This is a genomic window from Streptomyces sp. MUM 2J, assembly GCF_022414535.1.
In the GTDB taxonomy this organism is placed as follows: Bacteria; Actinomycetota; Actinomycetes; order Streptomycetales; family Streptomycetaceae; genus Streptomyces.
This window is the reverse complement of the sequence record NZ_JADWYM010000040.1, coordinates 11,949-24,597: the sequence shown is the minus strand read 5'-3', so window position 1 is coordinate 24,597 and position 12,649 is coordinate 11,949. Positions and strand designations below refer to the sequence as shown.

The following is a 12,649-nucleotide window of genomic DNA, read 5'->3' as shown; positions in this document are numbered from 1 at the left end:
GGGGGCGGGCCCCGCGGGGTCCGGTGCGTGCGATCGCCAGGAGGGGGGTCGCCCTCGTACGAGGCGTACGTGGGCGATCCCGGCAGCACGGGCCCGCACGGGTGAGACCGAGAGCGGGAGAGCGCGTGCCAGGCGCCGCGGGTCGGGCCGGACCTTCGCCACACGCCCCGGGCGGACTGTACCCGGCGACCGGACCGCCCCCGCCGGGCCCGGCCGGGTCTCAGTCGCCCCGGCTCTCCGTCCGGCCCGGACGGTCGCCGCCTTCGCGGTCCCGTCCGTCCCGGTCCTCCGGTTCGAGGCAGAGGACCGGCACCCTCTGGACGAGGTTGTTGGCGAAGCCGCCGCGGTTCCAGGACTGCTCCAGGGGCTGCGCCGCGCCCTCGGCGTCCGTGGCGCGCACCGCGAGGACGTGGGCGCCGGGCGTGGCCGTCCAGGTGTGCCGCCAGCCGCGCCAGGCCCAGGGGTGGCCGGTGTCCGGTTCCTGCGCGGCGTCCCGCCAGCCGGCACCGTCGTCCGTGCTGACCTCGACGCGCGTCACCGGTGCCCGCCCCGACCAGGCACGTCCTTCGAGGACCACCGGGCCGGGCCGTACGACACGGGTGCGGGACATGAAGTCGGGGAAGCCGGGCGGCACCATCAGCGCGCGGGGGGCGATACGGGTCACGGCCTCGCCCTCGTCCTCGGGGTCCTGCCGCAACCGGTACGCCACGGACTGCTGGAACCCGGTGAAGGGCGTGTCGGTGACGGTGATGTCGCGCAACCACTTCACATGGGCCATGCCGTACCAGCCGGGGACGATCAGACGCAGCGGGTGGCCGTGCTGCGGCGGCAGCGGGGCGCCGTTCATGCCGAGTGCGAGCAGCACCTCGGGACGGGGACCGGTGGCCACGTCCACGGGCAGGGCGCGCCGGTAGTCCTGTTCGACGCCGCGTTCCACTCCGTGGTCGGCACCGGTGAAGACCACGTCGGCGGCGTCCGCTTCGACGGCGGCCTCGGTGAGCAGCAGCCGCAGCGGTACGCCGGTCCACTCGGCGGTTCCGACCGCCTCGACCAGCCAGGGCTGGCTGACCGGGCGGGGGCTGAGCAGGGCGCGTCCGTTGCCCGCGCACTCCAGCGTCACCCGGGTGGTGACCTGTGGGAAGGCCCTGAGGTCGGCGAGGTCCAGACGGAGCGGACGGCGGACGCGGCCGCCCACGGTCAGGGTCCAGGGGGTGTCCGGGGGCACGTACGGGACGTCGTAGTGCGTCAGGACGTAGTGCAGGCCCGGCGGGGTGATCTCGTGGCGCAGAGCCTCAAGGGGCAGTCCGTGGTTGCGGGTGGCGAGCGCCAGCTCGTCGCGGCCGATGCCCTCGTCCGGGGCGGCCAGCCGGGCGGGCGCGCTCGCGTCGGCGAGTCGATGGCCCATGGGGGAATTATCGCTCCGCCGAGCCCGCCCGGCACGGCACGACGTGCGGGCGCCCTCCGTACGGGACCGGCCGCGGCGATGCCTCCGCCCTCGGTGACGGGGCTCGGCCACGGTCCGTGACGCCCGGTGCACGGACTTTCGTCCCGGCAGGGTGCCACCCGGGGCTATCATCGCTCGCACACTCCGTGTGACCGTCCGTCAACGCAGCGGTGGCACGGACCCACCAGCGCTTGCGCGCCGCCCGGCCGGAGGTCACCCCCGAACCGGCACGTGGCGGCCGCCACCCCCACATCCCTACGCCGCCGGGGATCTCACGCCCTTGCGTCGTGCAGACGGAAAGCAGCGCAACCATGAGCCACAGCAGGGGCAGGGGTCTGCAGCCGGGCGCCCCGAGCATGTTCGACACCGTGGTGACGGCGGTCGCGGGCAACGCCCCGGCCCACTCGCTGGCCGGCACCACGGCCGTCCCGGTCGGCGCGGTCCAAGTCGCGGGCCCTGGCGCGTTGCCTTACCGCGTGCTGGCCGTGGTGCTCGGCGGTGACCGGGGTGGCGTGCGCGCGCAACTACCGCTGCCGGGGGTGGAGTCGGCGATCCTGGTCCTGTTCGCGGCACTCGCCTGGGTCCCCGCCGGGTCACCGGGCGACTCCGGCGGCACGGCGACCGCGATCGGCCCGGGCGGGCTGGCCGCCGGCCCGGTGCCGATGTCCTGGTACCGCCGCGGCGGCGAACATCACCGCCCGGAGCGCCCGGATGCCGCTCGCACCGTGGAGAGCGGCCACGACCCGGGCAGGCGATCTCCGGCCCGCGTACGGGACCCTGAGGGTTCCCCCACCGATTCCCGAGGGGCGCGAGATGGCACGGCACCACGCCTCTGACGGATTCACCCTCGACTTCGACCCCGACGGCGGGGACACCGCACTGACCACAGCCCGTCGGGACATCGTCATCGGCCGCTGGCAGGGCCTGCGGGCAGTGCTGCGCGCCTCCGGCACGGACTGGGCGGTGCGCGGGCGCCGGGTCAGGGCGCTGGCCCGGACCTGTGCGGAGTGTTCGGCGGTGGAGAGCTGGCTGGCCGCCGAGCCGCACAGCGCCGACGCACGGGTGCTGCGGGCGGCGACGGAGGCGACCCGCGCCTTCCACCTCGCCGCCGCTGCCGGTCGCGGCGTGCCCGTCGACCCGCACCACGTCGATGCCGCGGCGCTGGCGTGCCTGGCCGCGGCCGAGGCGTACCCCGAGGATCCGACACCGTGGATCTCGCTGATCTCCGTGGCACGGCTGTACCCGGCGGGGGTGCGCCGCCGGGATCTGGCCCGCTGGTGGGACGAGTTGCACCGCCGCGACCCGTACAGCGTGGACGGCCATCTGCAGGTGCTGCGCTACTACTCCGCCCGCTGGCACGGCACGCACGGTCTGATGTACGACTTCGCCCGCGACGCCGCCGAGGTGGCGCCGGTGGGGTGCCCACTGCCGGTGCTGGTGCAGTACGCGCGTGTGGAGGAGTACCGCTACGCGCGCGACGCGGCCCAGGGCACCCGCGGGGTGCCGGAGCCGGGACGGCACCTGGGCCACGACGGGGCGGCGCACGACGTACGGCGCACCTGGCAGCGGTGGATCACGGCCCGCCCCGAGGGTACGGTGTCCCCCCTCGAGTTACGGGACGTCAACTGCCTCGCCCACGCCGCCTGCTGGGCCGGGGTCGCGGAGGTCGCGGCCCCGCTGCTCCGGATGCTGGGGCGGCGGGCGACCCTCACGCCGTGGTCCTGCACCGGCGATCCGGTGCGGCAGATCGTCAGATGGCGGGCGGAACTGGGGGTGCGATGAGCCGGCCGTACGCGCCGTCAGCCCCGTGGCCGGTCGGACAGCAGTTCGGACAGGTCGGCCACCACGCGGTCGGCACCGTGCGCGTACAGGGCGTCCCGCTGCCCGGCCCGGTCGACGCCGACGACGTAGCCGAACCGGCCGGCACGGCCCGCGTCCATCCCCGCCAGCGCGTCCTCGAAGACGGCGGCCCGGGCGGGCGGCACACCGAGGTCGGCGGCCGCCGCGAGGAAGGTGTCGGGGCGCGGCTTGCCGGGAAGTCTCCGCTCGGCCGCCACCACCCCGTCGATCCGGACGTCGAACAGGCCCTCTGCACCGATCGACCGCAGCACGTCGAGGGTGTTGGCACTGGAGGAGACGACGGCCGTGGCCAGTCCGCGGGCGCGGGCCGCCACGACGTACCGCACGCTGCCGTCGTAGGCCTCGGCACCCTCGGTGCGGATCCTCTCCAGCAGCAGGGCGTTCTTGCGGTTGCCGAGGCCGTGCACCGTGTCGGCGTCCGGCGGATCATCGCTCTCCCCCTCGGGCAGTTCGATGCCCCGGGAGCAGAGGAAGGTGCGCACGCCGTCGGCGCGGGGGCGTCCGTCGACGTATTCGTCGTAGTCGGCCGCGTCGAACGGGCGCAGGGGCGTCGCGCCCTCCCTCTCCTCCAGGAAGGCGTCGAACGTCTCCTTCCAGGCCGCCGCGTGCAGCGTGGCCGTGCGGGTGACGACCCCGTCGAGGTCGAAGAGGCAGGCCCGGATGTCGTCGGGCAGTCCGAGTTCCGTCGTCATACCCGCAAGGTTCCCCGATCGTGCCTCCCCGCGGCCCGGGCGGCTGCCAGACTCTCCTGTGTGCCGATCGACTTCGCCGCTCTCCTCGCCCGTGCCCGCGCCCTCGCCGGGGGCCGGCGGCGTGCCGTCCTGGGGATCACCGGCTGCCCCGGCGCGGGCAAGTCGTCACTCGCGCAGGCCCTGGTGCGCGCGCTCGACGCGGACGGGCCGCCCTGGGCCGCCCACGTGCCCATGGACGGCTTCCACCTGGCCGACGCCGAACTCGAACGGCTCGGACGGCGAGACCGCAAGGGGGCTCCCGACACCTTCGACGCCGCCGGGTACGCGGCGCTGCTGCGGCGGCTGCGTGAGGAGACGCACGGGGACGTGGTGTACGCACCCGGTTTCGCACGCGTGTGGGAGCAGCCGATCGCCGGCGCCGTCCCGGTGCCGCCGGACGTCCGGCTGGTGGTGACCGAGGGGAACTACCTGCTGCTGGACACCGGGGCGTGGGCGCGGGTGCGGGCCCAGCTGGACGAGGTGTGGTTCTGCGAGCTGGACGAGCCGGAGCGGCTCCGGCGGCTGATCGCCCGTCACGAGGAGTTCGGCAAGGGCCACGAGGAGGCCGTGGCCTGGGCCCTCGGCAGCGACCGGCGCAACGCCGAGCTGGTGGCGACGACGCGGGAGCGGGCCGACCTGGTGGTGCGGGACGTCGACGTGGGCCGGCCCAAGGACCCCGGGTCTCTGCAAGGCGACGCCGGACCGGACGGGGTGGGCGCGGACGGCGGACGCTGACCGGGCCGTCCGGGCGCGCCGCGCCGGGTGCCGCGCGCCGGGACGGTGGGCGCCGGGGCGCGACCGGACCCGGTGCGGGGGGTACGGCGGGGCGTCGAGGTGAACTCCGGCGCGCTGCGGTCCGTACCCCTTGACGCGGCGGACGGTCCGTCGCGGCGACCGGTGAGGGGGTGCCGCCCGGTGCGGCGGGCGGCACCGTGGGACGGACGATGACGAACGACCAGATCGGGGGGCTCGCCCCGGACCCGCCCGGTCCCGGCTTCCGGCTGCCGAGGTGGCTGCTGCCGCTGGTCGTGGCCGCGCTGCTCGGACAGATGGCCGTGGCCATGGTGACCACCGCCGTGCAGCAGACCCCGACCGTGGACGAGCCCGTGTACGTGGGCACGGCCGCCGTCTACCTGCGCGAGCACAGCCTGCGCCTCAACCCCGAGCATCCGCCGCTGGGCAAGCTGGTCGTCGCCGTGGGGGTGGCCTCGGCCGGCCCGCGGTTCGACGCGTCCTTCCGGGGCGACCAGGGGCAGGTGGGGCGGCATCTGCTGTACGGGTCGGGCAACGATCCGGGGCGGTTGATGTTGTGGGCCCGGCTGCCGGTGATCGCGCTGACGCTGCTGTTCGGGCTGGTCGTGTTCGCCTTCGCCCGCGATCTGGCCGGCCCGGCGGGCGGTCTGGTGGCGCTCGCCCTGTACGTCTTCACGCCGGACGTGATCGCGCACGGCTCGCTGGCGACGCTGGACGTGCCGACAGCCGGCTTCCTGCTGACCTCCGTCTGGCTGCTGTGGCGGGCCCGGCGCCGCCCCGGCCGGTACCTGGCGCCGGCCGGGGCGGCGCTGGGAGCGGCGCTGGCGACGAAGATGAGCGCGCTGCCGGCGGTTCCGGTGCTGCTCGTGCTGGCGGGGGTGGCGGCGGGGTCGTGGCGGCCGGGAGGCCGGCGGCGGGCGGTGACAGGTGCCGCGGCGGTGGCCGCGGTGGCCGTCGCCGTCGTGTGGGCGGCGTATCTGGTCGTCGATCCGCGGCTGCGCCGGCCCCCGCCGGAGTCGGTGCCCGCCGTGCACGGGCTGCGGGCCCTGCTGGTGCGGGCGATGCCGTTCCCGGGCGCCTACCGGGACGGCATGCGCATCCAGTTCGCCTTCGAGGACCGGCCCTGGCAGGGCTTCCTCTTCGGCGACCTGTACACCGGGTCCCGCTGGTACTACCTGCCGGCCGCGCTGCTGGTGAAGACCCCGCTCGGGCTGATGCTGCTGGCGGCGGCGGGTGCGGGCGCGCTCCTGGCCGTGCGTCGGCTGCGGCCGGCGGCGGTGTACGTGCTGGCGCCGGCGGCCGTGGTGCTGGTGGCGGCGATGCAGGGGTCCCGGGACCTCGGCACCCGGTACGCGCTGTGCGTCCCGGTGTTCGGGGCGGTGGCGGCGGGGTGCGCGGTCGTGCCGAGGGGCCGCTGGGCACCGGCCGTGGCGGGGGCGCTGGCGCTCTGGGTGGCGGTCGGTTCGGGGCGGACGTTCCCGTACTACCTGCCGTACGCCAACGAGGCGTTCGGCGGGCCGTCCCGCACGCATCTGCTGCTGCACGACTCGAACGTGGACTGGGGTCAGGACCTGGGCCGGCTGGCGGCCCGGCTGCACGGGCGCTACGCGGGCCAGCAGGTCTGGCTCGTGTACAAGGGGAGCGGTGTGCCGTCGTACTACGGCATTCGCGCGCGGGATCCGCGCACGGTGCCGCCCGGCCGGGTGCACGGGCTGCTGGTCGTCTCGGATTCGGCCGCCGCCAAGGCCCGGGGGCGGCTGGCCGTGCTGCTGGCCGGCAGTCGTGCGGTCGACGACGTGGGCCACTCGATCACGATCTACCGGCGGTGAGGACCAGTGGCCGGGCGGGGCCACCGCTCCCCGGAACGGCCGGGCGGAACCTCGGCCGCGTCCCGTGCCTGCCGCCGGGCAGGGCCGGTGGCGGCCGCCTGCCCGGCCTGGCAGGGAGCGCTCTCGCGGCTCCCCGGCCGGATGGTCGTCCGGGAGGCGCGTCACGGCGCACCCGTCGTTCGCGCAGGTCGTGCGCGTGCGGTTCCGGTGCGGCCGAGGCGGTTCCCGAGATGTCCGAGGTGTGCGAACGGCGACCGGCCGGCCCTGGTCACCGCGGTGGGTGAGCTATGTTGAAACACCGTGGGAGACAAAGGAAGCGCATCCGTGCCATCGCTGCAGCAGGCACGCGCGCAGGCATCGGCGATCACCTCGGGGAAGACGGCGCCGGAGGTGGAGGCATCCCCGACCTCCCAGCTCAGGACGCTCTTCGACAAACCCCGGCTGTCCCCGGGGCAGCGGCGCATCGCCCAGTACCTGATCGAGCACATCACCGAGGCGGCGTTCCTGTCGATCACCGACCTCGCCGACCGGGTGGGGGTGAGCCAGCCGTCGGTGACGCGGTTCGCGGCGGCGGTCGGTTTCAGCGGGTACCCCGCGCTGCGCGAGAGGCTCCAGGCGATCACGCTCGGCAGCCGCGGCGGCAGTGCGGCCGCGGACGAGGCCAACCGAAGCAACGAGCTCCAGGCCGCGGTGGACGCGGAGATCGAGAACCTGGAGAACCTCCGCCGCGACTTCGCCGACCCCGACCAGGTCATCGACATCGGCCGCAGGCTGACGCAGTCGGCGCCGCTGACCGTCCTGGGGCTGCGCATCTCCGCGTCCCTGGCGGAGTACTTCGCCTACGCGGCGCGCCGTATCCATCCGGACGTGCGGCTGGTGACGCTCGGCGGCAGCGTGGCCTACGACGCGCTGCTGCAGTCCCGGGAGGCGGGCGGCTCGTGGGTGCTGGCGTTCTCGCTGCCGCGGCACGCCAGGGAGACGCTCACGGCCGTCCGGGTGGCGCGCAGCGCGGGGCTGAAGGTGGCCCTGATCACCGATCTCGCCCTGGGGCCGGTCGCCGACGAGGCCGACGTGGTGTTCGCGACGGGCACCGGCTCCCGGCTCGTCTTCGACTCCTACGCCGCCCCGGGGCTCATGGCCGCGGCGCTGCTCCAAGCGATGACCGACGCAGGTCCGGAGCGTGTTCAGGCGCGGCTGGAGGAGTACGAGCAGATCGCCGACAAGCACCACTTCTTCCTGCGCGACTGATCGCGTGGCAGGCTTGACCGCCCGGCTTTCAACCCCAGCACGCATGAATGTTTTCATACGTCTTGCAAAGGCGACGGCATATATAAATACTGCTCACGGCCGCACCAGCCGCAGTCGCCGTCCCCTACCCGCGTCGGCGGCCGGAAGGTTCGGTCGGGTCTCGCGAGGGCGAGCGCCCGTGGCGGCCCCGGTCATCCCCTAGACCGGGGCCGCCCCAAACCGTCGGACACCACTCGACGCCGGAAGCGATCACCATGCCTCTCACCACGACGCGCACCAGCCCGGACTGGCCGTGCCAGGTCAAGACCCCCGGCTCCTACGACTGGGAGCGCTCGGCGGCCAAGTGGCTGCGCGAGCTGGTGCCGGCGCGCTACGCCAGCTACCCGGCGCTGCTGCGCCACCCGGTCCTGCTCGCCCGGCACGCCGACATCCAGGTGCAGCACGAGATCCGCATCGCCCGTACCGCCCTGCAGACCGCCCGCGCCGACCTCCCCCGCCTCGGCCTGCCGGAGTCGGTCATCGAGCACACGATCAAGATGTACGCCGCCGAGGTCATGCAGCTGCAGCACATCGCCCGCAGCGTGCGCGCCGTCACCCAGGCGCTCGTGGAGCGCAACGCCGCACGCTGACCGTCCGCCGCCCGACGGGCCGACTCGTCCGCCGCCCGACGGCCGAGTGCACGACGCCGACACGCCACCCCGGCTGCACCATGCTCACGACGCTGCCGGTGAACCCGCCACTTCCGGCGGAATCCGGTGCCACGCCCGATCCGGCGGCACCGACCAGGACCGTGGCGCTGCAGCCAGCCGAGTCGGACCGGCCGCACGACCCAGCGGCGACCCAGGCGGTACCGGAACGCACCGCGGGCGCCCTGATGACGCCCGGAACGGCTCCTCCCCGGACGCCGGCGCCGAGGAGCCCGCGCGGCGCTCCTCCAGCGGCGCCGCCGGGGGAACACCGACTCACGCTCGGCGATCCGATCCCGCCGCCGCCCCGGCCGGCCCGCACCCGGGCGGAGCCGAGCGGGACCGCCGCCCGCGAACAGGGCGGATCGGGGCACCGGAGCATCCCCGGCGGACCAGTACACCGGCCCGATCGCCCGGCTCGTCCGGCCCCTGGTCCGGGTCCGCCCGCCGCACGACTTCGCCGCACCGCTGCTGACGCGCCCGCACCGTGACGCTCGCCCGGTGTCAGCCGAGGGCCGGCGGGTGGCGTCACCCGGGTTCGGCCGGCGTGGCGGACGGCACCGGCACTCAGTTCCCCGACAGAGGGTACTGAGTGCCATCGTGGCGATCCGGATGCTACGTTCCGTGCATGAGCACCACCAGTGCGGGATCCGGGCGCGACGACAGGACCGACGCGGCGCGCGCCAGGCCGCCCATGCGGGAGGCGCTGGTCGCGGCCGCCTTCCAGCTGTTCCTGGAGCGCGGGTACGAGCAGACCACCGTGGACGACATCGTGGCGCTCGCCGGTGTGGGACGGCGCTCGTTCTTCCGGTACTTCCCCTCCAAGGAGGACGTGGTCTTTCCCGACCACGAGCGGTGCCTCTCCGACATGACCGCGTTCCTCGCCGCGAGCGGCGAGGAACAGGAGCCCGTGCGCCGGGTGTGCGACGCGGCCCGGCTGGTGCTGCGCATGTACGCGGAGAACCCGGCCTTCTCGGTCCAGCGCTACCGGCTCACCAAGCAGGTGCCGGGCCTGCGGGCGTACGAACTGTCGGTGGTGTGGCGCTACGAGCGCGCGCTCGCCGCGTATCTGCGCGGGCGTTTCGCGGGCCAGCACGACGGCACCCTGAGGGCGGACGTGATCGCGGCGGCGGTGGTCGCCGCCCACAACAACGCGCTGCGCTCCTGGCTGCGCTCGGACGGGCAGGGCGACGCCGGCGCCGCGGTCGACCACGCCCTGGGACACGTGCAGGCCGTCTTCGGCTCGGCCGCCGCGCCGGAGCCGACGGCACGGAGCACGGAACCCGGCGGGGCTCCCGGGCCCACCGTGCCGGCCGGGCCCGACGGCGCGACCGGGGCCCGGGAGACCACCGCTGACGCCGGGGACGTGGTGGTCGTGGTGGCCCGGCGCGGGGCCCCACTGTGGCGGGTGGTCCAGGAGGTCGAGGCCGCCGTCGGCCGGGGCTGATCCGCGCTCTTCCCTTTCTGGGGTACGGAGTACCTTTACGTGTGGCACTGAGTGCCATACGCTGAGCCCGTGCACGGTCGCACGGTGAACCGCGCACGGGCGTGCACGGGTGCCCCGCGCACGAGGGTTTTCCGGCCGAGCGCAGGGAGTTGACCAGCGTGTACCACCGCTCAGGAATCGCCGTTCAGCAGGCGTCCGGCTCCGCAGCCGGCGTTCTCCAGCCCCGGAACGAGGACACGGACGCCCTCCTCTTCCAGCGCTGCACCTGGTGCGGCACGGCCATGTACCACCGGCTGCTGTGTCCGGTCTGCCGGGGCAGCGAACTCAGGACGGAGCGCAGCGAGGGCGCCGGTACGGTCCGCCATTCCACCGTGGTACACCGCAACACACCCGCCGCACGCAACGTGTCCCTGGTCGAGATGGCCGAGGGGTTCGTGGTCCGCGGCCGGGTGATGGGCCCGCCGATCGGCATCCACAGCGGTGACCGCGTGCGGCTGTCCACGGCCAAGGACCCGGTGCGCGGCGAGCCGGTGTTCCAGCTGCTCGACGAGCCCTACCGCGCCTGGAGCTGACACCGGCCCCCGGGCGGCTGCCGCGGGCCCGCCCGGAGATCGTCAGCCGAGCGTGATGCGGATCCCGACGGCACCGTCCTGCCCTCGGCGCAGCCGGCTGCCGAACAACGTCAGCCGCCCGGCGAGGCCGTACTTGCGGGCGATCAGTCGGCGGTAGCGGGCCGTGGCCTCCGCGTCGCACAGTTCGGCCGTCGCCGGCACCTGCTCACCGGTGGGCCTGCCCCGCATGTCGCAAGGCCCCACGAGGATGTCGCCACGGGCCCGGATCCGCTTCACCTTCCACGAGTCGGCCGCCGTCCACACGCCGAGCGCCTCGCCGTCGCGCACCACCCACACCGGGGTGGCGACCCCGCTGCCGTTCTTGCGGTAGCTGGTGATCAGCAGGTACTTGCCGGCACCGAGCCGGTCGACCGAGGGGGAGTCCATGCCGGAAGTGTAGGCAGGGGCGCGCGGTACGAGCGGCGCCGGGCCCCGCAGTACGCCGGCTTCCACGGCGCACCGCACCGGAAGGCCGGGGCGTTCCGCGTGGCCTTGATCCTCTTCGGCTGAACGCGGTCGGCCCCGGGCGCGTATCCAGGGTGGGCGCCCGGCAACCGGAGGGCCCCGCGGTGCGGAGGCCGCCCGCGCGTTCGGTTTCGGGAGCCATGCATGAGGCACGCACGACGACGGATCGTCCGGCGGGTTGCGCGACTGGCGGCCGTAGGCGGACTCCTCGCGGGAGGGGCCATGGTGGGGCAGGCGGCGATGGCGGACGAGGCGCCGCCCGCCGCCGGCGGCACCCGCACGACCGCCGGTCCGGCCGGGCAGGCCGGGGCGGCGCTCGTGGCGCGGCTCGGCACGGACCGCACGGCGGGCAACTGGATCGGCGCGGACGGCCGGCCGGTCGTCGCCGTCACGGACCGGGGCTCGGCCGCCGCAGTGCGCGCGGCGGGCGCCGAGGCGAAGGTCGTCCCGCACAGCATGAGCGAACTGCGAGCGGCCACGGCGAAGCTGCGTTCGGCGCCGCGGGTGCCCGGCACGGCCTGGATGGTCGACTACCGCAGCAACGAGGTCGTCGTACAGGGCGACCGCACGGTCTCGGCCGCCGACTGGTCCCGGCTGACCCGGGTCGCGGACGGCATCGGCGGCATCGTCCGCATGGAGCGGACCGGGGGCACCTTCACGCCCCGGCTGAACGGGGCGCTGCCGATCCTGTCGACCGGCGGACGCTGCTCGGCGGGGTTCAACGTCACCGACGGCACCCGCGACTTCGTCCTGACGGCCGGACACTGCGGGCCGAACGGCACCGTGTGGTTCGCGGACGCAGCCGGAACCCGGAGGATCGGGCAGACCGTGAACGGCAGCTTCCCGGGCGGCGACTTCTCCCTGGTGCAGTACGCGACGGGCCGGGCGGGCGACGGCGCCGACGTCGTGGCGCTCGGCAACGGCAGCGGCGTACGCATCACCGGCGCGGCCGACGCCTCGGTCGGGCAGCGGGTGTTCCGCAGCGGGAGCACGAGCGGGCTGCGCGACGGCCGGGTGACCGGACTCGACGCGACGGTCAACTACCCCGAGGGCACTGTCACCGGCCTGATCCAGACCGACGTGTGCGCCGAGCCCGGCGACAGTGGGGGGCCACTGTTCTCCGAGGGCATCGCCCTCGGCGTGACCTCGGGCGGCAGCGGTGACTGCACGACGGGCGGCACCACGTTCTTCCAGCCGGTGACGAAGGCGCTCCAGGCCCTCGGGGTGAAACTGATCGTCTCGGGGCGGACCGGCGGGAGCGGGGCCGGTGCCGCACCGTCCGGGCCTCCCATGCAGAACGCGATCGCCCCGGGAGCCGCGTCCCCGGGCTCTTCCGCCCCGGTCGGCGGGGGGACCGAGGCCACGGCACTGCTGTCCCGGCTGGCGGACAGCCGCAACGCCGGACCGGGTCTGCTGGTCGCCGCCGGGAGCCTGGTGGCGCTCGTGGCGACGCGGTACATCAGGGTGGAGCAGGATCGGAAGGCCTACCGCCGCGCCTATTCGGCGACGTGGGGCTGAGCAGGGGGCACCGGGCCGGGACCGAACCGAGTGCCCGCGCACGGGGCGGGTGGCCCG

General features: G+C 75.0%; 12 protein-coding genes. 9 read left to right on the top strand and 3 right to left on the bottom strand.

Going from position 1 to position 12,649, the window contains the following annotated elements; genetic code table 11:
- Positions 1-220: 220 nt before the first annotated feature.
- A complete protein-coding gene (locus I3F54_RS25835) occupies positions 221-1,405 on the bottom strand; it encodes a sulfite oxidase (RefSeq protein WP_240121309.1) in 1,185 nt (394 codons plus the stop codon).
- A 350-nt stretch (positions 1,406-1,755) separates the two neighbouring features.
- Between I3F54_RS25835 and I3F54_RS25830 the strand changes: the two genes are divergently transcribed.
- The gene (locus I3F54_RS25830) at positions 1,756-2,280 is read left to right on the top strand and encodes a hypothetical protein (RefSeq protein ID WP_240121308.1); all 525 of its coding nucleotides are present in this window, start codon (positions 1,756-1,758) and stop codon (positions 2,278-2,280) included.
- Complete coding sequence (locus I3F54_RS25825) at positions 2,258-3,226, top strand: hypothetical protein (RefSeq protein WP_240121307.1); 969 nt, start codon at positions 2,258-2,260, stop codon at positions 3,224-3,226. The genes I3F54_RS25830 and I3F54_RS25825 overlap by 23 nt, the downstream gene beginning before the upstream one ends.
- Positions 3,227-3,243: 17 nt before the next feature.
- Here I3F54_RS25825 and I3F54_RS25820 read toward each other — a convergent pair whose 3' ends face one another.
- On the bottom strand, positions 3,244-3,996 hold the full coding sequence (locus I3F54_RS25820) for a beta-phosphoglucomutase family hydrolase (protein WP_240121306.1): 753 nt from the start codon (positions 3,994-3,996) through the stop codon (positions 3,244-3,246).
- A 60-nt stretch (positions 3,997-4,056) separates the two neighbouring features.
- Between I3F54_RS25820 and I3F54_RS25815 the strand changes: the two genes are divergently transcribed.
- The 6 genes from I3F54_RS25815 to I3F54_RS25790 all read left to right on the top strand — a co-directional run bounded on the left by I3F54_RS25815 (position 4,057) and on the right by I3F54_RS25790 (position 10,570).
- Complete coding sequence (locus I3F54_RS25815; RefSeq protein ID WP_240121305.1) at positions 4,057-4,770, top strand: nucleoside/nucleotide kinase family protein; 714 nt, start codon at positions 4,057-4,059, stop codon at positions 4,768-4,770.
- Positions 4,771-4,979: 209 nt separating this feature from the next.
- A complete protein-coding gene (locus I3F54_RS25810) occupies positions 4,980-6,617 on the top strand; it encodes a phospholipid carrier-dependent glycosyltransferase (RefSeq protein ID WP_374205965.1) in 1,638 nt (545 codons plus the stop codon).
- A gap of 300 nt (positions 6,618-6,917) precedes the next feature.
- Positions 6,918-7,865, top strand: a complete 948-nt coding sequence (locus I3F54_RS25805; RefSeq protein ID WP_240121304.1) for a MurR/RpiR family transcriptional regulator — start codon at positions 6,918-6,920, stop codon at positions 7,863-7,865.
- Between the two features lie 254 nt (positions 7,866-8,119).
- On the top strand, positions 8,120-8,494 hold the full coding sequence (locus I3F54_RS25800; RefSeq protein WP_240121303.1) for a hypothetical protein: 375 nt from the start codon (positions 8,120-8,122) through the stop codon (positions 8,492-8,494).
- A gap of 685 nt (positions 8,495-9,179) precedes the next feature.
- The gene (locus I3F54_RS25795; protein WP_240121302.1) at positions 9,180-9,998 is read left to right on the top strand and encodes a TetR family transcriptional regulator; all 819 of its coding nucleotides are present in this window, start codon (positions 9,180-9,182) and stop codon (positions 9,996-9,998) included.
- 158 nt (positions 9,999-10,156) lie between these two features.
- Positions 10,157-10,570, top strand: a complete 414-nt coding sequence (locus I3F54_RS25790) for a Zn-ribbon domain-containing OB-fold protein (RefSeq protein ID WP_240121301.1) — start codon at positions 10,157-10,159, stop codon at positions 10,568-10,570.
- Positions 10,571-10,612: 42 nt separating this feature from the next.
- Here the strand turns inward: I3F54_RS25790 and I3F54_RS25785 are convergent, their stop codons facing one another.
- A complete protein-coding gene (locus I3F54_RS25785) occupies positions 10,613-10,996 on the bottom strand; it encodes a PPOX class F420-dependent oxidoreductase (protein ID WP_240121300.1) in 384 nt (127 codons plus the stop codon).
- Positions 10,997-11,218: 222 nt separating this feature from the next.
- Between I3F54_RS25785 and I3F54_RS25780 the strand changes: the two genes are divergently transcribed.
- Positions 11,219-12,592 (top strand): S1 family peptidase, encoded by a 1,374-nt coding sequence (locus I3F54_RS25780; RefSeq protein WP_240121299.1) that lies wholly within the window; start codon positions 11,219-11,221, stop codon positions 12,590-12,592.
- The last annotated feature ends 57 nt before the right edge of the window (positions 12,593-12,649 follow it).

Bases quoted from the DNA above. Each gene is read 5' to 3' on its own strand.
- I3F54_RS25835 (WP_240121309.1), bottom strand. From the start codon at position 1,405: ATGGGCCATCGACTCGCCGACGCGAGCGCGCCCGCCCGGCTGGCCGCC.
- I3F54_RS25830 (WP_240121308.1), top strand. From the start codon at position 1,756: ATGAGCCACAGCAGGGGCAGGGGTCTGCAGCCGGGCGCCCCGAGCATG.
- I3F54_RS25825 (WP_240121307.1), top strand. From the start codon at position 2,258: ATGGCACGGCACCACGCCTCTGACGGATTCACCCTCGACTTCGACCCC.
- I3F54_RS25820 (WP_240121306.1), bottom strand. From the start codon at position 3,996: ATGACGACGGAACTCGGACTGCCCGACGACATCCGGGCCTGCCTCTTC.
- I3F54_RS25810 (WP_374205965.1), top strand. From the start codon at position 4,980: ATGACGAACGACCAGATCGGGGGGCTCGCCCCGGACCCGCCCGGTCCC.
- I3F54_RS25800 (WP_240121303.1), top strand. From the start codon at position 8,120: ATGCCTCTCACCACGACGCGCACCAGCCCGGACTGGCCGTGCCAGGTC.
- I3F54_RS25795 (WP_240121302.1), top strand. From the start codon at position 9,180: ATGAGCACCACCAGTGCGGGATCCGGGCGCGACGACAGGACCGACGCG.
- I3F54_RS25785 (WP_240121300.1), bottom strand. From the start codon at position 10,996: ATGGACTCCCCCTCGGTCGACCGGCTCGGTGCCGGCAAGTACCTGCTG.
- I3F54_RS25780 (WP_240121299.1), top strand. From the start codon at position 11,219: ATGAGGCACGCACGACGACGGATCGTCCGGCGGGTTGCGCGACTGGCG.